This window comes from Nonomuraea sp. NPDC052116, from assembly GCF_040680035.1.
In the GTDB taxonomy this organism is placed as follows: domain Bacteria; phylum Actinomycetota; class Actinomycetes; order Streptosporangiales; family Streptosporangiaceae; genus Nonomuraea; species Nonomuraea angiospora_A.
Map to the genome: position 1 here is coordinate 345,165 of NZ_JBFAWA010000003.1, position 23,253 is coordinate 368,417.

A 23,253-nucleotide genomic window follows, 5' to 3' on the forward strand; every position below is an offset into this window, starting at 1 on the left:
AATTGTTTCATGATCGCGCGCTTCCCATCAATGGCCCGTTCAGCCTGCCCCGATGGCGATGAACGACACGTCGTCGCCCCTGGCCCGGCAGAGCGCCTCGGCCAGGCCGAGCCCGCGGCGCAGGCCGTCGTGCAGGCCGAGCATGACGGGTACGGCGGTCTCGTCGTTCACGGGGACGACGCTGGCGACGATCCCGGCGGTGCCGAGGCGGAGCAGGGCGGTGGCCAGGCCCAGCAGCTCGTCGGCGCCGACGGCCGCCATCTGGCCGGAGTCGCAGCTCGACAGGACGAGGTGGTGGGGGGCGCGGCGCAGGCGTTCGAGGTCGTAGCCGGTCAGGGGGCCGTCGTCGAGGTGGAGCGAGGAGAACAGCGGGCTGTCGGCCCGGAACGTGCCGTGCGCGGCCAGGTGGGCGAGCAGACTGCCGTCGATGGCCGCCAGCACCGCGGGCGCGGTGGACCGCCCCGCTTCGAGGAGGGACACGTCCCAGGGCTGCTTTTCACCGCCAGCCTGGGCGTACAGGCCGGCGATCTCGCGTACCTCACGGTCGGCGTGGGCGACGCCCGGGCCGCGGACCAGGACGATGCGACCGCCGTCGGGGCGCGGCGCCGACCTGGCGCGCAGCCACGCCCCGGCGGAGGGGGCGACGGTGAAGGGCCGGCGGCGCAGGGACGGCAGCAGGCCCCAGGGGGTGGTGTGCAGGGTGCTGGGGGGCACCACGACCAGCGGCCCCTCCTCGCCGAGCAGGCCCGCCACCGGGCCGAGCACCGCCCGCTCCAGCCGGGCGCCCAGGTCGTGGAGCTCGCCCTGGTCGGGGTCGCGTTCGTAGGCGAGGCGGCGCAGCCTGGAGCGGGCGAACTCGACCTCCGCGACGGCCCGGTCCATGGGCCCGGCGGTGTGGCGGCGCACGGTCCCGTCGCCGCAGAGCAGGACGTGCAGCGTGCCGTCCACGGCGACCAGCTCGGCCAGCCGGCCCCCGCCGAGGGCGTCCAGGAGCCGCCCGGCCCGGTCGTCGTCCCGGCGCTCGCGCCCGCCGCGCGAATGCCCCTTGGCATGGAGCGTGGCGGAGCGCACGCGGGACTCCAGGCGGCTGCGGTCGCGTTCCAGGGCCGCGGCCGAGGCGGCGCCGTCCTGGCGTGCCTGGGCCAGCAGGTGCTCGGCCTGCCGCAGGGCGGCGAGCCGGGCCAGGAGCTCGCCGTCCTCGGGCGGGCTCACGGCGGGCACGGCGAGCGAGGTGGCCCGCCACCGCTCCGTCCAGGCCAGGAGCCGGCGGGGCCGCCCTTCGCGCAGCAGATGCCGCTGGGCGAGCGTGACCAGCTCCGCGCCCTGGGCGGTGGCCAGCGCGTGCAGCTCGGACGAGCCGAACGTGAGCCGGTGCTCCTCGATGAGCGCCAGACCGGCCCGGCAGGCGTGCAGCAGGCGGCGCGACTCCCCGGCCGCCTCCGCCCGGAGCGCCTCGGCCAGCCAGCCGCCCGCCCGGGACGTGGCGGGCCCCTTGTGCCGGACGTCGGCGGCCCTGGCGAGGTGCCGCTCGGCCACGCCCGGTTCGCCCAGGGCGAGCGCGATCCGTCCCGCCACCAGATGGGCCTGCCACACCTCGGGTGACCCCAGCCCGGCCAGCCGCGCGGCGAGCCGCCGGGCCTCGCCCAGCGCGGTCCGCCGCGCCGGGGTGTCCGGGGCGGCGTGTTCGGCCTGGAGGACGATCAGGCGGGCATGCTCGGACCACCACGCGCGGTGCTGGCGGGCGAACAGCCGCCGGGCCTCCCCCGCCCGTTCGCCGGCGGTGGCCGGGTCGCCGCTCTGGAGGGCGGCGCGGGCGGCGATGAGCAGCAGCTCGGCGCGCCGGGTCGCCTGGCCGCGCAGCCGGGCCAGCAGCCGCAGCCCTCCGTCCGCGTGCTCCAGCGCGTCGCGGGCCAGCCCGGCGGCGAGCAGGACCGCGCACCGGTCGCCGACCAGGTCGAACATCGGCGTGCCGAGCGAGCGGAAGCGCCGCTCCGCCTCGTCCAGCAGGGCGAGCGCCGCGGGCAGATCGCCCGTGCGGAACGCCGCCACCCCCCGGTTCTGCACGGCCACCGCCGAGTCGTGCTCCTGCCGGGTCGGGCCCAGCATGTCCTGCGCCGTGCGGAAGTCCGCGTCGGCGGGCCGGACGGCGCCCAGCGCGAGCTGGACGTGCCCGCGCAGGGTCAGCGCCCGCGCCGCCCACACCGTGTCGCGCGCCGCCAGCAGGGCGGGCACCGCGTCCCGCAGGTCGTCGAGGGCCGGCCCGTGCCGGCCCAGGATCCACCGGGCGCCCGCGCGGCGGAACAGCACCCGCGCCCGCGTCGTGCCGTCCGCCCGGGTCGCGGCCTGATCGAGCGCCGACAGGCCCGCCCGCGTACGTCCTGACTGCAGCAGCGCGATGCCCAGCGTGGCCAGCACGTCGGTCTCGCGGTCGGCCGAGCCGGAGCGCCGCGCCAGGCGCACGGCATGCCGCAGCTCCCCGATGGCCGCCTCGAGGTCGCCGAACTCACGGTGCAGGATCCCGAGCGCCTGCCTGGCGATCGAGGACTCGTACGGGCCCCTTCCGTCGGCCAGCAGCGCCCTGGCGGCCGCCAGGGCCTCCCGGGGTCTCGCGAAGACCATGGCCAGCAGGTCATGCGGATCTTCCCGGGACACGGAACGATCGTAGACCCCTGCTGTATCAGCGGCTCCGGTGATGGCTCCTACATACGTACATCGCAGGGAGGGACGCGAGAATGACCCCATCGGACAGCCGGTTCTGGGAGCAGCTGGAGATACTCAACGCGGCGCTGCCGGACGGCATGCGCGCCGTCGCGGGCCCCGAAGGGGCCGCGCCGGGATCCGCGGTGCAGCCGCGGTTCGCCCACCTCGCCGGGCACGTCCTGGTGCGCGACGCCGACGCGGGCCGGGCCGCCGCGACCGTCCAGCGCCTGCAGCCGGGCCCCGACACGGTCCGCGTGGCCGGGGCCCGGACCGTCGGCAGGACCTCCATGCGCCGGCTCTCCGTCGGCTCCAGGAACCTGCACAGGACCGTCGAGCATCTGGCCCGCGAGGACATCGCATCGAGCCTGGTCCACTTCGTCACCGTCGCGGGCGTCAACCTGTGCCCCGGCGACGAGCCGGTCCCGAGCGCCGGGCCGCTCAACCCGCCTCTGTCCGGCCGCGACCGGGGAGCGGGGGTGAGCGTCGCCGTCCTCGACACCGGCCTCGTCCACGACTACCTCGACCACCAGTGGCTGGCCGAGAGCTCGGGCATCCCGAACATCCCCAAGGTGGACGGCGACGTCACCGACCCGGGCGACGAGCTCGACCCCGACGGCCTGATCAAGCCGTACGTGGGCCACGGCACCTTCATCGCCGGCGTGCTGCGCTGCGTGGCGCCCGCCGCCGACGTGCGCGTCTACAACGCCTTCCCGTACGCGGGCGCCGCCCTGGAGGACGAGCTGGGCCAGACCCTGCTGCACATCCTGGACGAGCACGGCTGGCCGGACATCGTCTCCCTCTCGGCCGGCACCAGGACCGCCGACGCGAGCGCGCTGCTCGGCCTGGCCGACTTCGTGGACGAGCTGGCCGCCCACCCCGGCACGCTCCTGGTGGCCGCGGCCGGCAACGACGGCGAGACGCTGCCGTTCTGGCCGGCCGCGTTCGCCACGGAGCCGGTCAACGCCTCCGGCGACGTGGTGCTGTCGGTGGGCGCGCTGCGCGAGGACGGGCTCGGCCGGGCCTGCTTCAGCAACCACGGCGACTGGGTCACGGTGTACGCGCCGGGCGAGCGCCTGGTCAACGCCTTCACCTCCGGCCCCTACCAGTACGGCTACCCGCACCGCACCACCTGCCGCTTCGCCGACCCGGCCCACTACCCCGGGTGCACCTGCATGGCCACGCTGCAGGAGGGCGACAAGGCCACTTTCACCGGCCTGGCGGCCTGGAGCGGCACGTCGTTCGCCACGCCGATCGTGGCCGGGATGATCGCGGCCCGCATGGCGCAGGAGCAGGTGTCCGCGCGGGAGGCCGCGGCGCAGCTTCTCGCGGGGCGGCTGGCCGTACCGGATCTGAGCGGTTTCCTCCGATGATGGCGAGTTACCCGCCCGGCGGCGGTATGCGAAATATATTGGGCTTCCCGCCCAGATATAGGGAGCCGCCGCAGTGGACGACACCGCAACCCTGGTCGCGGCTGCCGCGGACGGCGACGCTGGGGCGTGGAAGGAGCTCTACCAGCGCTACAGCGGGCTGGTGTGGGCCGTGGCGCGAGGCTACCTCGTGAACGACTCCGACGCCCAGGACGTCTGCCAGACGACGTGGTACCGCTTCGCCGAGCACCTGACCAGGCTCCGGGAGCCCGAGCGGGCCGGCTCCTGGCTGGCCAGCACCGCCAGGCACGAGGCGCTGCGGGTCCTGCGCACCAGCGGCAGGGCCCTGCCGGTCGGCGACCTGGAGCTGATGGGCCTCGACGCCGACGATCGCTCGCCCGAGTTCCTGCTGCTGGAGGCGGAGGAGGCGAACGAGCAGGCCGAGCGCGAGCAGGAGCTGTGGAGCGCGTTCGAGGAGCTGCCGGAGCGCTGCAGGCGGCTGCTGCGCGTCCTCATCGCCGAGCCGCGGCCGAGCTATCAGGAGATCGCGGACGGGCTGGACATGCCGGTCGGCAGCATCGGCCCGAACAGGGGGCGCTGCCTCAAGCGGCTGGCCGTCCTGATGAACCGGCGCGGCGTGAACGGCATCAGGGGGTGAACGGCGTGGACGACGCGATGGACGACGCCAGGGACGACGCCATCGATGACGGGGACCTGGAGCTGGAGGAACGGCTGCGGGCGGCGGCCGAGCGGCTCGACCCGGTCCCGGCGAGGCTGTTCGAGGAGGCGATGCTGGCCTACGCGCTCAGGTCCCTGGACGCGGAGCTGGCCGAGCTGACGTTCGACTCGTGGGAGGAGCTGTCGGCCACCCGGGTGCGCGGCGGGGGGCGGGCGCGGCTGCTGTCGTTCGCCGCCGGGGAGGTCGTCGTGGAGCTGGAGGTGACCGGCCGGCGGCTGGTGGGGCGGGTGTCGGGCGGCACACCCGCCGAGATCGTGGTGCAGCGGCGAGACGGTGGCACGCCGGTGTGCGCGGACGAGCTGGGCCGGTTCACCACGGGCGAGCTCGCGCCCGGCCCGCTGCGGCTGCGGGTCAGCCCCGACTGCGGCGGCCCGGTGGTGACCACCTGGATCCTCATCTGACGCCCTCGCATTCCCAGAGGGTGGGCGGCGGGCCCTGATACACCTCAGGGCCGGGCGCCGACCCGGGTCCAGGCGGCGGTGGCGTCGTCGTGCCGTTTCCCGTATACGGGCCCCCGGTCCCGCTCCAGCTCCCTGACCGCCGCGATCACCGCTTCGGGCCCCGGCCCGTCCAGCGCCGCCACGAGGTCGCGCCAGCTCCACCCGTACCAGTCGACGAGCCGCGACACCCCGTCGGTGAGCACGCCCACGCCGCGCGCGTCGGCCACGACGCCGCACAGCCCCTGCCGGGCCGCCTCCGGGCGGCTGCCGGCCACCCAGAACCCGCCGGGCGCGTTGCGCATGCGCCGCACCAGCTCCACCGTGTACGGCCGCCCGCCCGGCAGGCCCTCGACCCGGTCGTCGCTCACCGCCCGGACGCCGCCGCCCGCCAGGGAGAAGACGACGGGCGAATCGCCCAGCACGAGATATTCGACCCCGTTCCGGCCGGTCCGCACCATGGCCACCGTCGAGGACGGCGAGTCGGGATCGTCCAGGTCACAGGTGCCGGCGTGGGCGGCCATCGTCGTCCCGATGGCCGCCTCCAGGATCTCCGCCAGCGGTGAGTCCTGATCGGCGCTCAGCCCCGCCGCCAGCGCGTCCCCGAGCCGCCGCACCAGCCACGGCACGTCGTGCGCGCACCCGCCGGCGACCCCGGGAGGGGCCGTCGCACCGTCGAGCACGACGATCCACGACGGCCCGGCGATCACCAGGTCCTCGTTCGGCCGCCCGGACCCGGGCCTGCTGGCGCAGGCGACCTCCGCGAACACGCGCCTCCTACACGATGACGAGGTCGCGCGGGGTGTTGTTGAGCCGCTCGGCGCCCGTCTCGGTGCAGACCACGATGTCCTCGATCCGCGCCCCGTGGCTGCCGGGCAGGTAGATCCCGGGCTCCACGGAGAATGCGAAGCCGGCCTCCATCGGCTCGCCGTTGCCGGAGACGATGTACGGCTCCTCGTGCGTCTCGATCCCGATGCCGTGGCCGGTGCGGTGGATGAAGTAGTCGCCGTATCCCGCCTCGGCGATGATGTCGCGGGCGGCCGCGTCGATCGACTCGCAGGAGACGCCCGGCCGCACCGCCGCGCAGGCCGCGTCCTGGGCCCGCCGCAGCACCTCGTAGTACGCGGCGAAGTCCGCGGGCGGCTCCCCGACGCTGTACGTGCGCGTCGAGTCGGAGCAGTAGCCGTTGTGCAGCTGCCCGCCGATGTCCACCACGACCGGCTCCCCGGCCTGGATCACCCGGTCGGAGACGTCGTGGTGGGGGCTGGCCCCGTTGGGCCCGGAGGCGACGATGACGAAGTCGACGGTCGCGTGGCCCGTCGCCAGGATCGCCTCCGCGATGTCCCGGCCCACCTCGCGCTCGGTGCGCCCGGCACGCAGGAACTCCGGCACCCGCCGGTGCACCGCGTCGATCGCCTCCCCCGCCTCGCGCAGCGCCGCCACCTCGGCGGCCGACTTGCGCATGCGCAGCTCCCGCAGCACGGTCCCGGCCAGCACCTGCTCCGCGCCCGGCAGCACCTCGCGGAAGCGCAGCGACGACATGGCCCACATCCGGTCGGCCAGGCCCACCTTCTCGACCTGGCCGAGCCGCGCCGCCGCGATGGCGTACGGGTCGTCGGTCTCGTCCCACGCCACGAAGTCCAGCCCCAGCCGCGAGGCGGGCGACGCCTGCGCCGCGGGCAGCTCCAGCCGGGGCACCATCATGTACGGCTCGCCCGAGGCGGGCACCACGAGACACGTCAGCCGCTCCAGCGGCTTGGCCTCGTATCCGCTCACATAGCGCAAGTCGGGGCCGGGCGTCAGCAAAAGGGCGTCGAGACCGGCCTTGGCGGTGGCCTCCTGGACGGCGGTGAGACGGGACACGGGATACAGATCTGAGGACGTCACAGCCCATAATCTACTCGGACCGCGCCGCCTAAAATCCGCGAAAAGCTCTCACAACACGGCAAGCCCCCGCTACACTCCGTTCAAGATTGATCACGTAGTGTAGGGTCAATTGTCCATCTTTGAAAGTGGGACCATGGTCGACGTCGCAGGCGCGGCCGAGCCGCTCGGTCACAAGAGCAACAAAGGCCACACTGACCACCCGGGCTCCGAGAACGACGCCGAGATGCTCGCCGTACGGCTGGCGCACGCCCAGCGGCTCGGCAACATGGGCTGGGCGGAATGGCACATGCACAGCGGCGAGACGATCTGGTCCGACCAGGTCTACCTGATCTTCGGCCGCGACCCGGCCGACGGCCCGATCGCCCTGCCCGACCTGGCCAAACACGTCGAGCAGGCGGACATGGGCACGCTCGACCGGCTCCTGTGGTCGGCCGTGGAGAGCGTCGAGCCGGTCCAGTCCGAGTTCCGCATCCGCCGCCGCGGCGAGCTGCGCGACCTGCGCGTCGTCCTCGAACCCCTCATGGCCCCCGGCGGCCCCATCGGCCTGCACGGCGTCATCCAGGACATCACCGGCCGCCGCCGCGCCGAGCGCCTGATGTCGGAGTCGCGCCGCCAGCTCCTCGAGGCCCGCGAGCAGGCCGCCGAGGAGCTCCACGTCATGCTCGCCCTGCGCGAGGCCATCCTCCCCGAGCACCCCGGCTGCCTCGACCTGCCGTACGCCACCATCGCGGTCCGTTACGTGCCCGCCGAGAAGACCGCGAGCCTGGGCGGCGACTGGTTCGAGGCCGCGCCCGCCCCCGACGGCCGGCTGCTGCTGGCCATCGGCGACGTCTCCGGCCACGGCCTGCCCGCCATCGCCCACATGGCCCAGCTCCGCCACGCCCTCGTCGGCCTGGCCATGACCGGCCAGCCCGCCCACCGGCTGCTCACCTGGCTGAACGACCTCGCCATGCACCAGCTCAAGGAGACCACCGCCACCGCGATCATCGGCCACCTGGATCCGGAGACCCGGGTGTTCGCCTGGGGCCAGGCGGGCAACCTGGCGCCCATCCTCGTGCGCGACGGCGTCGCCCGCCAGCTCGACCAGCCGCGCGGCGTGCTGCTCGGCGCCGCCTCGGGCCGCCCCTACGAGCTGGCCACCACCCGGCTGCTGCCCGGAGACCTGCTGCTGCTGTTCACCGACGGGCTGGTCGAGCGGCGCACCCGCGACATCGACGTCGGCCTCGACCTGGTCCTGGCCGCCGCCCGCGACGTGCCCGCCCGCGACCTGGACGCCGGGCTCGACCACCTCCTGGCCGACATCGGCGGCCCGAACCCCGAGGACGACGCCTGCCTGCTGGCGGTCTCCATACCGGCACAGAGCACGGAACCGCTCGTCAAGAGTGCGACCATAGACCCGTGCTGATGCTTCTCGACACCCCGTCGCTCTACTTCCGCGCCTTCTTCGGCATACCGGAGTCGATCAAGGGCCCGGACGGCTCTCCGGTCAACGCCGTGCGCGGACTCATCGACATGATCGCCACCCTTGTCCGCCAGCACTCCCCCACCGAGCTCGCGGCCACGATGGACGCCGACTGGCGGCCCGCCTTCCGCGTCCAGGCGATCCCGACGTACAAGGCCCACCGCGTCGCCCACGGCGACACCGAGGAGGTCCCCGAGGCGCTCGTCCCGCAGATCGCCGTCATCCAGGACGTGCTCGACGCGCTCGGCATCGCCCGCCTGGAGTCGGCCGGCTACGAGGCCGACGACGTCATCGGCACCCTCACCCACCGGGCCCCGGGCGCCGTGGACATCGTGACCGGCGACCGCGACCTGTTCCAGCTCGTCGACGACGCCCGTCCCGTACGCGTCCTCTACACCGCCCGCGGCATCCGCAACCTGCAGATCGTGGACGAGGCGTTCGTCACCGCCAAGTACGGCATCCCCGGGCGCGCCTACGCCGACTTCGCCACCCTGCGCGGCGACCCCAGCGACGGCCTGCCCGGCGTGTCCGGCGTCGGCGAGAAGACCGCCGCCGCCCTCATCACCCGCTTCGGCTCGCTCGACGCGCTGCTGCAGGCCCTCGACGCGGGCGTCACCGACGGCTTCCCCGCGGGCGCCCGCACCAAGCTGGGCGCCGCCCGCGACTACCTGAGCGCCGCCCCCGCCGTCGTCCAGGTGGCCCCCGACGCGCCGCTGCCCGACGTCGACCTCACCCTGCCGGCCAAGCCGCGCGACCCCGAGGCCCTCGTGGCCCTCGCCGACCGCCACGGCCTCGACGGCCCGCTCAACCGCCTGCTCGACGTGCTGAGCCGCTAGCTCTCCAGGTAGGAACGGACGGCCTCCTGCGCGGCCTCGCGCAGGCGGGCGTGCATGATGACGTTCTCCTCGCGGTCGGTGCGCACCTCAACGATGCGCGGCCCCTCGCCGCGCATCGCCTTGGAAAGGTCGGCGATGTCCTCCACCAGCGTGTACGGCGTCCGCGTGGCCGCCGCCACGTAGGCGAGGTCCACCCCGTGCGGCGTGCCGAACACCCGCTCGAACGGGTCGCGCACCGCCGCCTGGGGCAGCAGCGAGAAGATCCCGCCCCCGTCGTTGTTGACGACCACGAAGCACAGGTCGGGCCGGGGCTCGCGGGGCCCGAGGATCAGCCCGTTCTGGTCGTGCAGGAACGACAGGTCGCCGATCAGCGCGTAGGAGGGGCCGTTGTGCGCCAGCGCCGCCCCCATCGCCGCGGACACCACGCCGTCGATGCCGGAGGCGCCCCTGCTGGCCATCAGCCTGATGCCGCGCCGCGGCCGCATCGCCTGGTCCAGGTCGCGGATCGGCATCGAGGAGCCGCAGAACAGCAGCGCGCCGTTGGGCAGCGCGTCCACCAGGTCCCTGGCCAGGCGCGGCTCGCTCGTGCCCGAGGCGTCCAGCACCGCGTCCGTGGCCGACCGGACCACCGCGTCCGCCTGCCGCCAGGCGTGCAGCCACGAGTCGTCGCCGGCCGCCACCGGGATCTCCACGGCCTGCGCCACCTGCGTGGCCGAGCGGGTGGGGTCGGGCCAGCGGCCCAGGTCGGGCGCCACCACGATGTGCTCGCCGGCCCGCTTCAGCCATGACAGCAGCGGCCTCGACAGCCCCGGCCGCCCCAAGGTCACGATCACGTCGGGCTGGTGGGCGTCCGCGAACTCCGGCGTGCCCAGCAGGTAGTGGTAGGTGGAGATCGCGTGGTCGCCGTAGCGGCCGCCGCCGTTGGGCTCCGACAGCACCGGCCAGCCCGCCATGCCCGCCGCGGCCACGTACCGGCGCACGTTGGCCGCGCCGTCGCCGACCACCAGCACGCCGCGCCTGGTCGGCGCGATGTGCAGGGCGACGGGCGGGGGCGCGACCCTGGCGCGCACCCACGGGCCGTTGCCGCCGCCGTCGAGCGGCTCGGACCAGGCGGTGTCGCCGTCGGGGATCAGCGGCTCCCTGAAGGCCAGGTTGAGGTGCACGGGACCGGGGTCGGACGGGCCCGACGCGCGCTGGTAGGCGCGGCAGGCCAGCGAGCGCCAGTAGGCGACCTGCCCGGGACGGTCCTCCGGCACCCCCACCTCGGCGAACCAGCGGGTCGAGGAGCCGAACAGCTTGATCTGGTCGATCGTCTGGTTGGCGCCCGTGCCGCGCAGCTCGGGCGGCCGGTCGGCGGTCAGCAGCAGCAGCGGCACGCCCGACTCGCTCGCCTCGATCACCGCGGGGTGGAAGTTCGCCACGGCGGTGCCGGACGAGCAGATCAGCGCCACCGGCCGCTCGCCGCGCTTGGCCAGCCCCAGCGCCAGGTACGACGCCGACCGCTCGTCGATGCGCACGTGCAGGCGCACCCGCGACTCGGCGTGCAGCGCCAGCGCCAGCGGGGCGGAGCGTGAGCCGGGGGCCAGCACCACGTCGGTGAGGCCGCAGCGCACCAGCTCGTCGACCAGGACTGTGGCCAGTGCGGTAGCGGGGTTCAAAGTGACGCCTCCTGCATCCGGCGAAGCCACTGGGGAGATTCAATCTCAAAAGTCGACAAATGCTGAAAATCCACCGGGGGGCGCCGTACCGTCAGAGATCCCTCCACCGGCACCAGGGAGTCGTCCACCACGTCGCCCGCCAGCAACGCCATCGTGCCCAGCCCGCACGCGTACGGCAACGCCGGCAGCGCCGCCGCCAGCGCCAGCCCCGCGGCCAGCCCGACGGACGTCTCCACGGCGCTGGAGACCACGGCGGGCAGCCCGCACGCCTCCACCACCTTGAGCGCCTCGCGCACCCCGCCGAGCGGCTGCACCTTGACCACCGCGATGTCGGCCGCCTCGGCCGCCCGCACCCGCAGCGGGTCCTCCGCCCTGCGGATGGACTCGTCGGCCGCGATCGGCACGTCGCAGGCCCGCCGCACCGCCGCCAGCTCCTCCAGCGTGGCGCACGGCTGCTCCGCGTATTCCAGGTCGAACCGGTCGAGCCGCTTCAGCCGCCGCACCGCCTCGTCCACGGTCCACGCGCCGTTGGCGTCGATCCGCAACCGGCCGCCCGGCCCGAGCGCGTCGCGTACGGCCTCCACCCTGGCCACGTCGTCGTCGAAGGTCTGGCCCCGCTCGGCCACCTTGACCTTGGCCGTGCCGCAGCCCGAGCGCCGGACGATGTCATGGGCCTGCTCGGGCCCCACGGCGGGCACGGTCGCGTTGACGGGGACGCTGTCGCGCACCGGCTCCGGCCAGCCCTCGAAGGCGGCCTCGCGGGCGCACGCCAGCCAGCGGGCGCACTCGCGCGGGCCGTACTCGGGGAACGGGGAGAACTCCCCCCACCCGGCGGGACCGTGCAGCAGCACGCCTTCCCTGACGGTCTGTCCACGGAACCGGGTGCGCATGGGGATGCGGAAGACCACGGGAGAACGCGTCACGACCCTCCCTGCGCCTCTATCCGACCTGTCGCCACTAACCTTACGAGCATGTGGAGGAACCCGTCGCATCCGGACCGTCCGCTGCATGCCATTGTGCAGCCTCCCGGACCCGCCCTCTACACGGCGATCCGCGACGCGCTGAGCGGCGAGGGACCCGCCGTGCTCCCCCTGGCCCCGGGCCAGTCCGAGGCCGCCCTGACCGCGCTGCGCCCCACGCACGTCGACGCCGCGCCGCAGAGCGACGGCGAGGGCGTCCCCTCCGACGTGGCGGTCGTGATCGCCACCAGCGGCAGCACCGGCGCCCCCAAGGGCGTGATGCTCTCGGCCGCCGCCCTGCGCGCCTCGGCCGCCGCCTCCCTGCGCCACGTGGCGGCCGCCAAGGGCGAGCGCTGGCTGTGCTGCCTGCCCGTCGCCCACATCTCGGGCCTCCAGGTCCTGGTACGCGCCCTGCTGTCGGAGAGCGAGCCGATCATCCACGCCCGGTTCGACCCGCACGAGGTGCTCGGCTCGGGGGCCGACCACGTCTCCCTCGTCCCCACCCAGCTGCACCGGCTGGTCGAGCTGGGGGCGGATCTGTCGGTGTTCCGCACGATCGTGCTCGGCGGCGCCGCGCCCCGGCCGGGGCTGCTGGAGCGGGCCCGGGGCCTCGGCGCCCGGATCGTGACGACGTACGGGATGAGCGAGACGTGCGGCGGCTGCGTCTACGACGGCCGGCCCCTGCACAACGTGGAGGTCAAGATCGGCGAGGACGGGCTGATCAGGATCGCCGGCGCCGTGCTGTTCTCCGGCTACCGCTTCGGCGCCGCCGACCCGTTCGACGGCGACTGGTTCCGCACCTCCGACCTGGGCGAAATGGCCGGCGGCCGGCTGCGGGTGCTGGGCCGGGCCGACGACGTGATCAACACCGGCGGCGAGAAGGTGGTGGCCGCCGCCGTGGCCCAGGTGCTCGGCACCCACCCGGAGGTGGCCGACGTGGCCGTGATCGGCACGCCCGATGCCGAGTGGGGCGAACTGGTCACCGCCATCGTGGTGCCCGCCAATCCCGACACGCCACTCACGCTTCCTCAATTGAGGGCGTTCTGCCGCGATAGGCTTCCCCCTCATGCCGCCCCGCGCAGCCTGCGCCTGGTGCCCGAGCTGCCGCTGCTGCCGAACGGGAAGACCGACTTCGTCCGGCTCCGGGCAGGAACCTGATGAGTTGCGGCTGCGTCTTAGTTGGGGAGAGGGAGGGAGCCTTCATGGATCAAACCCGCAAGATGTGGGCATCCGCGGCCGTCGTCGGCGTCATCGTCGTCGGAGGCGCCTCAGTCGCGGCGGCCGCCTCGGCGGGCAAGCTCGACCAGGTCGCGAAGGAGACCCGAGCCGTGGTGGAGAAGGCACCGCCGACTTCGAGCCCGACGCCCACGACCAGCGACGACGGCATCGTGGTCTCCCGCGATGTCAACCCCGACCCCGACGCGGTCGTCGACTACTGGACGGACCAGCGTCTGCAGGACGCCCAGCCGATGCCCATGCCCGAGGTGTCGGCCGGGGAGATCAAGATCCGGGAATAGGACTGACGGGAGGGGCGGTTCGTCTATCGGGCGATCCGCCCCTTTTTCGTCCCACCGGGAACAAATGACAGCGATTGGCGTTATTGATACTGGTGCGCCGTGCGGACCGAAGCCGCCCCACCACAACCTGCCTGATCGCTTCGACTCCGTACGGAGGAGGTGTCCTCATGCCCAGAACCGCCGTAGCGACCCCATCTGCGACTCTCGACCAACTCATTGAACGAGGGCGAGCCCAGGGTCACCTTTCTCTCGCGGAGCTGCGTGACGCGTTCGCCGACGCCGGCATCAGCCCCTCTGAAGGCCGCACGATCCTGCGCGAGCTCTCGGAGAGCGGTGTGAGCCTGGCCGCCGAGAACGAGCCGTCTCTCAGCAAGACCGCCCCGAAGAAGACCCCCAGGAAGCCCGCGCGTGCAAAGACTACCGGCCGCAAGGCGGCGGAGGCAAAAACCGCCCCGTCCAGGAACGGCACGGTGAAGAACGCCCCGGTCAACCCCACAGAGGCGGCCGCCAAGGCCGTGACCCGCCCCGAGCCCAAGCCGGAGCACGAGGAGGACGTGCCGGAGGACCTCGAGCTGAGCGCCGAGGACTCCGAGATCGAGAACGAGCAGATCGACCTGGACGACACCCAGTCGGCCATGGGCGACTCCGTGCACACCTACCTCAAGTCCATCGGCCGCCGCACGCTGCTCACCGCGGCGCAGGAGGTCGAGCTGGCCCGGCGGATCGAGGCGGGCCTGTACGCCGAGTACAAGCTGGAGACCGAGCCCGATCTGTCCGTCTCCGCCCAGGATGACCTCCTCCTGGTGATCGAGGACGGCAAGCGGGCCAAGGACCACATGCTGGAGGCCAACCTCCGGCTCGTGGTGTCGGTCGCCAAGAAGTACACCGACCGCGGCATGTCGCTGCTGGACGTGGTCCAGGAGGGCAACCTGGGGCTGATCAGGGCCGTGGAGAAGTTCGACTACACCAAGGGCTTCAAGTTCTCCACGTACGCCATGTGGTGGATCAGGCAGGCCATCCAGCGTGGTTTCGCCGACTCGGCCCGTACGATCCGCCTGCCCGTGCACGTGCTGGAGATGCTGTCCAAGCTGTCGCGCGTCGAGCGTGACATGCACCAGCGCCTGGGGCGCGAGCCCACGCCCGAGGAGCTGGCCGTCGAGCTCGACAAGACGCCCGACCAGATCGAGGAGCTGCTGCGCACCAGCCGCCAGCCGATCTCGCTCAACGCCACGATCGGCGAGGACGGGGAGACCACGATCGGCGACCTCATCGAGGACGTGGACTCGCCCGAGGCTTCGGAGATCGTCGACCGTCAGCTGCTGGGCGACCAACTGCGCGGCGTGCTCGACAACCTCTCGCCCCGCGAGGCGAGGATCATGGCGCTCCGCTTCGGCCTGGTGGACGGCAAGCCCCACACGCTGGACGAGATCGGCAAGCACCTGGGGCTGACCCGGGAGCGGATCCGCCAGCTGGAGAAGGAGTCGCTCTCCAAGCTCCGCCACCCCAGCAACACCCGCCCGCTGCTGGACTGGGCGAGCTGAAAACCGAAGCCCCGGCACAACGAGGGAGGCTGTGCCGGGGCTTCTTCATGCCCGTGTTCATGCCCGTGGGTTTTATGCCCGTGGGACGGGCGGGGCGTCAGAGGGTCGCGGGCACCGGGCGCGGCACGCGCGGGATCCCCCACATCCGGTTGTCCTCGCGCAGCGTGCGCAGCCGGTCGACCTCGGCCGTCCACATCGACCCGGCGGGCGTCGCCTTGGCCTTGCGGCGCGCGATCCGGTCGTCGTAGGCCTTCACCCCGAACGTGGCCCGCTGCCCCGCCTCCGCGGCGCGCAGGGCGTCGGTCAGCGCGCGGTCGAAGGCCCGCCCGGCTGCCATCAGCTCGATCTCATCGGCCGCCGCGGCCCGCAGCACACGCAGCGTCTCCTCGGCTTCTCGGGCCTTGTCGAGCAACTCGGGGAAGCTCTTGGAGATCTCCTGGTCCGCGTGGTAGCGAACCTCGGCCTCCCGGCTCACCCGCGGACGGAAAAACGCCATCGACCCTGCCCTTTCACACAGCCGGCACTCGTTCAACCGCCAAGGGTACGCCGTCGTACGACACAGCGGGAAATCGACCCGGCGCAACCGGCTTTACGAAGTAAGATGATCTCCATGCCCGCCAAGAGACCGCCGGTCCCGCTCTCCCGCGAGCGCATCATCGAGGCCGCACTCCACATCGCCGACAGCCAGGGCCTGCGCCGGCTCACCATGCGCCGTCTGGGCGACGCCCTGGAGGTGGAGGCCATGGCCATCTACCACCACCTGCCCCGGGGCAAGGAGGCGCTGATGGACGCCCTGGCCGAGCACGTCACCGCGGTCCGCGTCGAGCAGGCGGCCACCTGGCAGGAGACGGCCAAGGCCTGGTGCCGGGCGGGGCGGGAGCTGCTGCGCGAGCATCCGGGCGTGCTGGCGCTGGCCCTGACCAAGCCCCCCAAGGGCGCCACGGCCATCGCCATCAGGGAGCAGACGGAGCAGCTCGCCGACGGCGGGCTGCCCGACGCCGCGGAGGCCGTACGGGCGCTGAGAGCCTTCGTGTTCGGGAGCGTGGCCGTCGAGGTGCAGCAGTCGGGCTGGGCCGATCCTGAGGTTGATGAATGGGTCAGGCGGGACGAAAGGGCTGATATCGATTTCGAGCGCGGACTCGACGCTCTGCTCAAGGGATTGCAAACGTAGTGCGCGTGTCGCGCTTGGACCGTTATCCTGCATACGGCACGCTGTGTCGAAGGTCACACGAACGGGGATCCCTTCTGTAACAGTCCTGATGGACTATGTCCGGGAGTGTGACATCCGTCGCACACTTGCCAGAACAATTACCCGAGCCGGCTCCCGCCCCTCCCAACGGGAGCATCCCACGAGATATCGGAGGCACGCCGATGTGCCCGCACGACCCGGCCTGTCCGGATGCCGAGGCGCCCGACCGCGAGAAGGCACGCACTCTCGCCTGCCACCCCGAACAGGGGTGGAGCCTGCTCTGCAACGGTGTCGTCCTGTTCGAGGACACCGGGGAGCTGCTGCCCAGCGGCGCCGCCATCGCACCACACCGACCCGTGGTCGGCGCGGCGTGAACTAGGCGTAGTGGACTATCCACTCCGCCACGACCTCGCCCACTCGGGCGGGGTCCTTCTTGAGGTCGTGTCCCTCCCCCGGCAGCACCACCAGGCGTGCCGCGTCAGCGGCGTCCGGCACGCCGAACGGATCCCGGTCCCCGTTGACCACCAGCACGTCCACCCCGGCGCCGCGTAGCTCGTCGGCCCTGGAGCGTTCCGGCTTCCCGGGCGGGTGCAGCGGAAAGGCCAGCGCCACCACGGCCGCCGCGCCGACCGCCCCGGCCGTACGGCAGGCGACCCGCGCCCCGTTGCTCCGCCCTCCCTGCACCAGCGGCAGCCCCGGCCAGAGCGTACGCACCTCCTTGAGGACGATCTCCCACGCCTCGTCCTGTTTGACCGCCGACCCCGGCGCCCGCGCCCCCGCCACCCTGAACGCCTGCGTCACCCTGGCCACGACGGCCCCGGCCTCGATGGCGGCGTCCCGTACGGCGAGCAGGTCGGGAGCGTCCACTCCCCCGGCCGAACCGTGGGTGAGCACCAGTAGCAGCCGCGGGTCCGCCACCTCGTCCACCTGGACGAGCGCGGGCCCTCGCGGGGTCATGACCTCCATGCCAGCACCGTACCTGGGGAGGATCGCGCCCTAGCCCTCAGGTTGGATGACGGCGTGGCGTCGGGGATGGATGATTGCTGTCATGCCAGATAAGCGCCCCATCCGGGATGATCTCCAGGCCACCCTGGACGCCCGCCGGGACCTCGGTCCCGAGTACGAAGCCGCGCTCGTCGAGTCGTTCGTGGAGCGGCTCGACGCCACGATCTCCGCCCGCGTACGTTCCGAGCTGGATCACCACGGCGCCACTCCGCACCGGCAGAAGAGCCCTCCCGGCGCGGCGATGATCCCGATCGCGCTGGGCTCGATGGGCATCGGCATCCCGTTGACGGCCATCGCGGCCGGCAACGCGGGGCTGGTGGGGCTGACGATCACGTGGATCGCGATCGTGGTCATCAACGTGGCCTCGGCCGTGGCCATCATGCGCCGCAACTGACCCCGGCGGACAGACGGCGGAGGCCTACGGGAGCGCCCCCGCCCTTCCCCCTGCCCGGACGCCTCTGTCCGGTCGAGGGCGCCGAACGGGCTCAGCAGGCGGGCGTGCGTCAGGCGGGCACAGCCGGCCGGCGCGTCAGGCGTCGCGGTGGTAGCGGAGGCGGACCTCGGCGGCGAGGGTCTCGTCCTCGTGCTCCAGCCCGTACGACCACACCCGCCCCGCGTCGTCGGCGCGCCCGCGCAGCGGCAGCGTCCGGGCCAGGAGCTCGATGGCCAGGGCGCTGGTCTGCGGGTCCGCCCCGTACTCGACGGTCTCCGCGAACTCCGCGCAGGCCAGCTCCAGATGCGTGATCCCGAGCTGGACCCGCAGCCCCGGCACCTCCTCGGCCGGGGCTTCCTCCAGCGCGTCCAGGAGCACGTCGGCCGCCGCCCCCGGCTCCCCGTGCGCCAGCAGCAGGTCGGCCAGCTCCTGGGCCGCCCGCGCGCCGACGCCCGGGTCGCCGCCCTCCATCGCGGCCCGCAGCTCCTTCTCGGCCTCGTCCAGGTCGCCGGCGGCCGTCGCCAGCCGGGCCAGCGCGAGGTGGGCCAGCGGCACATATGCGGCCGTTCCGACCCCCAGGACGGCCTGCCAGGCGGCCCTGGCCTGCTCGGCGCGGCCCTCCCGTTCGAACCCCTGGGCCAGGTGGCAGGCGGCCTGGGCGGCGTACTCGGGGTGCCCGGTGGCCAGCGCGGTCCTGGCGGCGGCCCTGGCGGCCTCGACGTCGCCGCGCTCCTCCAGCACGACGGCGAGCCCCACCGCGGCCTGGGCCCGGTCCGGGCCGTGGGGGTCGGCGGCCAGCTCGGCGAGGATGGCGGCGGCGCCGTCGAGATCACCGCGTTCGGCCAGGCGGCGGGCGGCGTCGAGGGGCGGGGTCTCCAGCTCTGAGGACGTCAAGAGAGCTCCTTCTGGCGACGGTCGCACCGAGCCTAACCATTTCTGTCGATCATGTCTGCTCAGTTGACGCGGAAGGACTGATCGGCTTCGGACCCCTGCGCAGCAGCACGCGTACGGTCCTGATCATGACCAGCCCGAACGCGAGCTGGAACACCGCCTGCCCCACCACCAGCGGCCCCTCGGCCAGCACGACCGACACGCCGGAGGCCACCCCGGCGGCCACCTGTAAGCCGACCAGCATCGCCCCGGTGGACGCCCACGACACCATGCGCACCGCCAGCACCAGCTCGTGCAGGAACAACGCCGCCCCGAACGACCTGTGAACCCAGTGCACGCCGCTCCCGAGGGTGTAGGGCGTGAGCAGGATCCCTACCAGCAGCACCGCGAACGAGTCCCCAGCCGCCGCCACGAACCGCGGCGCGGGGAGGGCGGGCGCGGCGGCCCGCAGCGCTCTCCGGGTGTAGAGGGCCGCGCCGAGGAACCCGACGGCGTACGGGACGACCGTGCGCCAGTGGACGCCGAAGTCGCTCATCCCGCAGTTGAAGGAGAGGCACCCGGGCATGATCACCAGGCAGACGGTCAGCCCGGATAACAGGCACACCTGCCCCTTGACCAGGTCGCCCACCGCGCCGTCGCCCATCACCGGCCTCCCAGCCGATGATCCCACGCCAACCCGGCCCCCGCGATGCCCGTGGTCGGCGCGGGCGCGGTGGTGAAGCCGCGCCCGCGGTGAACCTCTAGTCCTCGTACGCCTCCAGCGGCGGGCAGGAGCAGACCAGGTTGCGGTCCCCGTAGGCCTGGTCGATCCGGCGCACCGGCACCCAGTACTTCCCGTCCCGCACCGACGGCAACGGATAGGCGGCCTCGCCGCGCGTGTACGGGTGGGTCCACTCGTCGGCGCTGACCGACTCGGCCGTGTGGGGCGCGTTCCGCAGCGGGTTGTCCGCCGGGTCATAGGCCCCCGACGCCACCTTGTCGATCTCGCCGCGGATGGCGATCAGCGCGTCCACGAACCGGTCGAGCTCCCCGAGGTCCTCGCTCTCGGTCGGCTCGATCATCAGCGTCCCCGCCACGGGGAACGACATGGTCGGCGCGTGGAAGCCGTAGTCGATGAGCCGCTTGGCCACGTCGTCCACGGTGACCCCGGTCTCCTTGGTGATCTGCCGCAGGTCGACGATGCACTCGTGGGCCACCAGCCCGCCGCGCCCCGTGTAGAGCACGGGGTAGTGCGGGGCGAGCCGCCTGGCCAGGTAGTTGGCCGACAGGATGGCCTGCTCGGTGGCCGCCGTGAGCCCCTCGGAGCCCATCATCCTGATGTAGGCCCACGAGATCGGCAGGATCCCCGCCGAGCCGTACGGGGCCGCCGAGACGGGACCCACCGGCGTGCCGTCGTGCAGCGGGTGACCGGGCAGGAAGGCCGCCAGGTGGCCGCGGACCGCGACGGGGCCGACGCCCGGACCGCCGCCGCCGTGCGGGATGCAGAACGTCTTGTGCAGGTTGAGGTGGGACACGTCGGCCCCGAACTCGCCCGGCTTGGCCAGCCCGACCAGCGCGTTGAGGTTGGCCCCGTCCACGTAGACCTGGCCGCCGGCCTCGTGCACCTTGGCGCACACCTCGGTGATCGTCTCCTCGTACACGCCATGCGTCGAGGGGTACGTCACCATGATCGCGGCCAGCGCGTCACGGTGCTTGTCGATCTTGGCGTCGAGGTCGGCCAGGTCCACGTTGCCGTCGGAGTCGCAGGCCACGACCACGACCCGCATGCCCGCCATGATCGCGCTGGCGGCGTTGGTGCCGTGGGCGGAGGACGGGATGAGGCAGACGTCGCGCTCGCCGTGGCCGTTCGCGCGATGGTAGGCGCGGATGGCCAGCAGTCCGGCGAACTCGCCCTGCGAGCCGGCGTTCGGCTGGATGGAGACGCGGTCGTAGCCGGTCACCTCGGCCAGCCAGCCCTCCAGCGTGCCGATCAGCTCGCGGTAGCCCTCGGCCTGGTCGTCCGGCGCGTACGGGTGGATCGCGGCGAACTCGGGCCAGGTGATCGGCTCCATCTCGGTGGTCGCGTTCAGCTTCATCGTGCAGGAGCCGAGCGGGATCATGGAGCGGTCGAGCGCGATGTCCTTGTCCTGCAGCTTGCGCAGGTAGCGCAGCATGGCGGTCTCGGAGCGGTGGCTGTGGAAGACCGGGTGGGTGAGGTAGCCGGACTCGCGCGCCAGCGAGGCGGGCAGCGCGTCCGCGTCCAGGGCCACGTCGGCCTGCTCGACGCCGAAGGCGGCCCACACCTTGGCGACCTCGGCGGCGCCGGTCTTCTCGTCGCAGGAGATCGACACGTGGTCGTCGTCGACCCGCCAGAGGTTCACGCCCTGCTCGACGGCGGCGGCGACCACCTCGGCGGCCCGGCCGGGCACGCGTACGAGCACGGTGTCGAAGAACTCGCGGTGCACGACCTCCAGGCCCGCCTGGCGCAGCCCTTCGGCCAGGGCCACGGCGTGCCGGTGCGCCCGGTGGGCGATCCGGCGCAGCCCCTCGGGGCCGTGGTAGACGGCGTACATGCTCGCGATGACGGCGAGCAGGACCTGCGCGGTGCAGATGTTGCTGGTGGCCTTCTCGCGGCGGATGTGCTGCTCGCGGGTCTGCAGGGCCAGCCGGTACGCGGGGTCGCCGTCGGCGTCCACCGACACACCCACCAGGCGGCCGGGGAGCTGGCGCTGCAGGCCCTCGCGTACGGACATGTAGGCCGCGTGCGGCCCGCCGAACCCGAACGGCACCCCGAACCGCTGCGAGGACCCGATCGCGATGTCGGCGCCCAGCTCGCCGGGCGCGGCCACGAGGGTGAGGGCCAGCAGGTCGGCGGCGGCCACGACGAGCGCGCCCGCCTCGTGCGCGGCGGCGGCCACGGCGCGGAAGTCACGCAGCCGCCCGGACGCGCCCGGGTACTGGACGAGCACGCCGAAGCACTCGGGCAGCCCGCCTTCGAGGGAGTGCTCCACCAGCGTGATGCCCAGGGGCTCGGCCCTGGTGGCGAGCACGGCCTTGGTCTGCGGCAGCGCGTCGGCGTCCACCACGAACACGCTGCTCTTGGACTTGCCCGCGCGGCGGGCCAGGGTCATCGCCTCGGCGGCGGCCGTGGCCTCGTCGAGGAGGGAGGCGCCCGCGACGGGCAGGCCCGTGAGGTCGGAGACGACGGTCTGGAAGTTCAGCAGCGCCTCGAGGCGGCCCTGCGAGATCTCCGGCTGGTACGGGGTGTAGGCGGTGTACCAGCCCGGGTTCTCCAGCAGGTTGCGCCGGATGACGGCGGGGGTGATCGTGTCGTGGTAGCCCAGGCCGATCATGGAGGTGAGCACGCGGTTGCGCCCCGCGAGGGCGCGCAGCTCGGCGATGGCCTCGGCCTCGCCGACGGCGGCGGGCAGCTGGAGCCGGTCCTTGGCCCTGATGGCCTCGGGGACGGCCACGGCCACCAGATCCGCCACGGACTCGAAGCCCACGGCCTCGAGCATGCGCTGCTGCTCGGCCGCGGATGGGCCGATGTGCCTGGACGAGAACGGCGGAGCTGACAGGTCGGTCATGGAACAGTGCCTCCCGAGGCTATGGAGACCGGCGCCGTGGCGCGGGCGAGTGCCGGATCTCCCCCTCTGTCAGCGCGGCGACGCCGCGACCTGAGAGCTTCACCCCGGGAATGGGGCTTGCACCGTCGGTGAGGCGCGCCTGGCGGGTGCGCCTGCTTTCCAGAGTTGCCTCACCCGAGCGGTACAGGGTGCCTGAGAGATTCCGGGGAGGGTTGCTCCTTCGGCGCCCTGAGACCCGCGGGTCCCAGGGACTCTCCCGCACGGGGTCATCAGCCTTGCTGTCCTAGATTACAACCCTCCGCGTTACGCATGAATTTCCCCGTCGATGCGTTATGTGCGGATTGCCCGGTGGGCCGCGTCCGGCGGCCCACGGCAGAAGGGGGTGTGCTAGCTGAGGCGCCGCGCGCGGCGACGGCGGGCGAGCTCGTCAGCGGGGTGGTCGGCCGGGACGCTGTCCTCGACCGCCGCTCGTTCCCCCGGCAGCTCCGCGAGGGAGCCCTCGACCTCTCGCCAGACCCGGCCGAGCGCGATGCCGAACACGCCCTGACCGCCTTGGAGCAGGTCTATCACCTCGTCGGCCGAGGTGCACTCGTAGACGCTGACGCCGTCGCTCATGAGCGTGATCTGCGCGAGGTCGGCGACCCCGCGGTCACGCAGATGCTGGACGGCCGTACGGATCTGCTGCAGCGACACCCCGGTGTCGAGGAGCCGCTTGACGACCTTGAGCACCAGGATGTCCCGGAAGCTGTAGAGCCGCTGGGAGCCCGAGCCCTGCGCGGCTCTTATCGTGGGCTCCACGAGGCCCGTGCGCGCCCAGTAGTCGAGCTGCCTGTAGGTGATGCCGGCCGCCGCGCAGGCCGTCGGCCCGCGGTATCCGATGTCCGCCGGCAGCGACGCCGGCTGTTCGTCGAAGAGCAGGCCCTGCTCTCCGGCACGCTGCCGCGCGCTCTCGCGCCGAACCGGATCTTCCTGGCCGGCCGTCTTTCCCTCGCCGCTGCTGACCGCCACGCGGACCTCCGGCTTTCTCTCATCCCGCGGCCTGATCTGGGGGTTCGTAAAGGGCGAC

The 23,253-nt window shown here is 73.1% G+C and carries 22 protein-coding genes and 1 riboswitch; of the genes, 11 read left to right on the forward strand and 11 right to left on the reverse strand.

Annotation, left to right across the window (positions count from 1 at the left end; genetic code table 11):
* Window positions 1-39 precede the first annotated feature (39 nt).
* A complete protein-coding gene (locus tag AB0L65_RS07190; protein ID WP_364241404.1) occupies window positions 40-2,652 on the reverse strand; it encodes a CHAT domain-containing protein in 2,613 nt (870 codons plus the stop codon).
* 80 nt (window positions 2,653-2,732) lie between these two features.
* On the opposite strand from AB0L65_RS07190, the gene AB0L65_RS07195 reads away from it, so the two are divergent.
* From AB0L65_RS07195 to AB0L65_RS07205, 3 genes are all read left to right on the forward strand, one after another.
* Complete coding sequence (locus tag AB0L65_RS07195) at window positions 2,733-4,070, forward strand: S8/S53 family peptidase (RefSeq protein WP_364241407.1); 1,338 nt, start codon at window positions 2,733-2,735, stop codon at window positions 4,068-4,070.
* Between the two features lie 73 nt (window positions 4,071-4,143).
* On the forward strand, window positions 4,144-4,725 hold the full coding sequence (locus AB0L65_RS07200; RefSeq protein WP_364241410.1) for a sigma-70 family RNA polymerase sigma factor: 582 nt from the start codon (window positions 4,144-4,146) through the stop codon (window positions 4,723-4,725).
* A 5-nt stretch (window positions 4,726-4,730) separates the two neighbouring features.
* Complete coding sequence (locus AB0L65_RS07205; protein ID WP_364241413.1) at window positions 4,731-5,207, forward strand: hypothetical protein; 477 nt, start codon at window positions 4,731-4,733, stop codon at window positions 5,205-5,207.
* Window positions 5,208-5,251: 44 nt separating this feature from the next.
* Here the strand turns inward: AB0L65_RS07205 and AB0L65_RS07210 are convergent, their stop codons facing one another.
* Window positions 5,252-6,013, reverse strand: coding sequence for a protein phosphatase 2C domain-containing protein (locus tag AB0L65_RS07210; RefSeq protein WP_364241416.1), 762 nt, complete (start codon window positions 6,011-6,013; stop codon window positions 5,252-5,254).
* 7 nt (window positions 6,014-6,020) lie between these two features.
* Window positions 6,021-7,130, reverse strand: a complete 1,110-nt coding sequence (locus AB0L65_RS07215) for a Xaa-Pro peptidase family protein (RefSeq protein WP_364241419.1) — start codon at window positions 7,128-7,130, stop codon at window positions 6,021-6,023.
* 133 nt (window positions 7,131-7,263) lie between these two features.
* Here AB0L65_RS07215 and AB0L65_RS07220 point away from each other — a divergent pair, with 133 nt between their 5' ends.
* Together AB0L65_RS07220 and AB0L65_RS07225 are read left to right on the forward strand one after the other, a co-directional pair.
* On the forward strand, window positions 7,264-8,535 hold the full coding sequence (locus tag AB0L65_RS07220) for a SpoIIE family protein phosphatase (RefSeq protein WP_364241422.1): 1,272 nt from the start codon (window positions 7,264-7,266) through the stop codon (window positions 8,533-8,535).
* On the forward strand, window positions 8,535-9,428 hold the full coding sequence (locus tag AB0L65_RS07225; RefSeq protein ID WP_364241831.1) for a 5'-3' exonuclease: 894 nt from the start codon (window positions 8,535-8,537) through the stop codon (window positions 9,426-9,428). The genes AB0L65_RS07220 and AB0L65_RS07225 overlap by 1 nt, the downstream gene beginning before the upstream one ends.
* Here the strand turns inward: AB0L65_RS07225 and menD are convergent.
* A complete protein-coding gene (gene menD, locus AB0L65_RS07230) occupies window positions 9,425-11,086 on the reverse strand; it encodes a 2-succinyl-5-enolpyruvyl-6-hydroxy-3-cyclohexene-1-carboxylic-acid synthase (RefSeq protein WP_364241425.1) in 1,662 nt (553 codons plus the stop codon). The two genes, AB0L65_RS07225 and menD, sit on opposite strands and share 4 nt — an antisense overlap.
* Window positions 11,083-12,009, reverse strand: a complete 927-nt coding sequence (locus AB0L65_RS07235) for an o-succinylbenzoate synthase (protein ID WP_364241428.1) — start codon at window positions 12,007-12,009, stop codon at window positions 11,083-11,085. The genes menD and AB0L65_RS07235 overlap by 4 nt, the downstream gene beginning before the upstream one ends.
* Window positions 12,010-12,102: 93 nt before the next feature.
* Here AB0L65_RS07235 and AB0L65_RS07240 point away from each other — a divergent pair, with 93 nt between their 5' ends.
* From AB0L65_RS07240 to AB0L65_RS07250, 3 genes are all read left to right on the forward strand, one after another.
* Entirely contained in the window at window positions 12,103-13,203 is a 1,101-nt protein-coding gene (locus AB0L65_RS07240; protein ID WP_364241430.1) for an AMP-binding protein, read from the forward strand.
* 44 nt (window positions 13,204-13,247) lie between these two features.
* The gene (locus AB0L65_RS07245; RefSeq protein ID WP_350734642.1) at window positions 13,248-13,562 is read left to right on the forward strand and encodes a hypothetical protein; all 315 of its coding nucleotides are present in this window, start codon (window positions 13,248-13,250) and stop codon (window positions 13,560-13,562) included.
* Window positions 13,563-13,729: 167 nt separating this feature from the next.
* A complete protein-coding gene (locus AB0L65_RS07250; protein WP_364241433.1) occupies window positions 13,730-15,103 on the forward strand; it encodes an RNA polymerase sigma factor in 1,374 nt (457 codons plus the stop codon).
* Window positions 15,104-15,200: 97 nt separating this feature from the next.
* Here AB0L65_RS07250 and AB0L65_RS07255 read toward each other — a convergent pair whose 3' ends face one another.
* Window positions 15,201-15,599 carry a hypothetical protein gene (locus AB0L65_RS07255; protein WP_363968718.1) on the reverse strand — a complete coding sequence of 133 codons (399 nt, stop codon included), beginning with the start codon at window positions 15,597-15,599 and terminating at the stop codon, window positions 15,201-15,203.
* Between the two features lie 114 nt (window positions 15,600-15,713).
* On the opposite strand from AB0L65_RS07255, the gene AB0L65_RS07260 reads away from it, so the two are divergent.
* A complete protein-coding gene (locus tag AB0L65_RS07260; RefSeq protein WP_364241435.1) occupies window positions 15,714-16,274 on the forward strand; it encodes a TetR/AcrR family transcriptional regulator C-terminal domain-containing protein in 561 nt (186 codons plus the stop codon).
* A gap of 200 nt (window positions 16,275-16,474) precedes the next feature.
* Window positions 16,475-16,666, forward strand: a complete 192-nt coding sequence (locus AB0L65_RS07265) for a DUF5999 family protein (RefSeq protein ID WP_185074362.1) — start codon at window positions 16,475-16,477, stop codon at window positions 16,664-16,666.
* A gap of 1 nt (window position 16,667) precedes the next feature.
* Here AB0L65_RS07265 and AB0L65_RS07270 read toward each other — a convergent pair whose 3' ends face one another.
* Window positions 16,668-17,258 carry an alpha/beta family hydrolase gene (locus AB0L65_RS07270; protein ID WP_364241438.1) on the reverse strand — a complete coding sequence of 197 codons (591 nt, stop codon included), beginning with the start codon at window positions 17,256-17,258 and terminating at the stop codon, window positions 16,668-16,670.
* Window positions 17,259-17,340: 82 nt separating this feature from the next.
* Between AB0L65_RS07270 and AB0L65_RS07275 the strand changes: the two genes are divergently transcribed.
* The gene (locus AB0L65_RS07275; RefSeq protein ID WP_364241441.1) at window positions 17,341-17,691 is read left to right on the forward strand and encodes a hypothetical protein; all 351 of its coding nucleotides are present in this window, start codon (window positions 17,341-17,343) and stop codon (window positions 17,689-17,691) included.
* A gap of 135 nt (window positions 17,692-17,826) precedes the next feature.
* Here the strand turns inward: AB0L65_RS07275 and AB0L65_RS07280 are convergent, their stop codons facing one another.
* The 4 genes from AB0L65_RS07280 to AB0L65_RS07295 form a co-directional block, all read right to left on the reverse strand.
* Window positions 17,827-18,624, reverse strand: a complete 798-nt coding sequence (locus tag AB0L65_RS07280; protein ID WP_364241443.1) for a tetratricopeptide repeat protein — start codon at window positions 18,622-18,624, stop codon at window positions 17,827-17,829.
* A 49-nt stretch (window positions 18,625-18,673) separates the two neighbouring features.
* Window positions 18,674-19,264, reverse strand: a complete 591-nt coding sequence (locus tag AB0L65_RS07285; protein WP_364241446.1) for a hypothetical protein — start codon at window positions 19,262-19,264, stop codon at window positions 18,674-18,676.
* A gap of 97 nt (window positions 19,265-19,361) precedes the next feature.
* Window positions 19,362-22,187: an aminomethyl-transferring glycine dehydrogenase gene (gene gcvP / locus AB0L65_RS07290; protein WP_364241449.1), complete on the reverse strand. Its 2,826-nt coding sequence runs from the start codon at window positions 22,185-22,187 to the stop codon at window positions 19,362-19,364.
* Between the two features lie 169 nt (window positions 22,188-22,356).
* A riboswitch (glycine riboswitch) is annotated at window positions 22,357-22,456 on the reverse strand.
* Between the two features lie 118 nt (window positions 22,457-22,574).
* Window positions 22,575-23,195, reverse strand: a complete 621-nt coding sequence (locus tag AB0L65_RS07295; RefSeq protein ID WP_350734655.1) for a MerR family transcriptional regulator — start codon at window positions 23,193-23,195, stop codon at window positions 22,575-22,577.
* Window positions 23,196-23,253 lie beyond the last annotated feature (58 nt).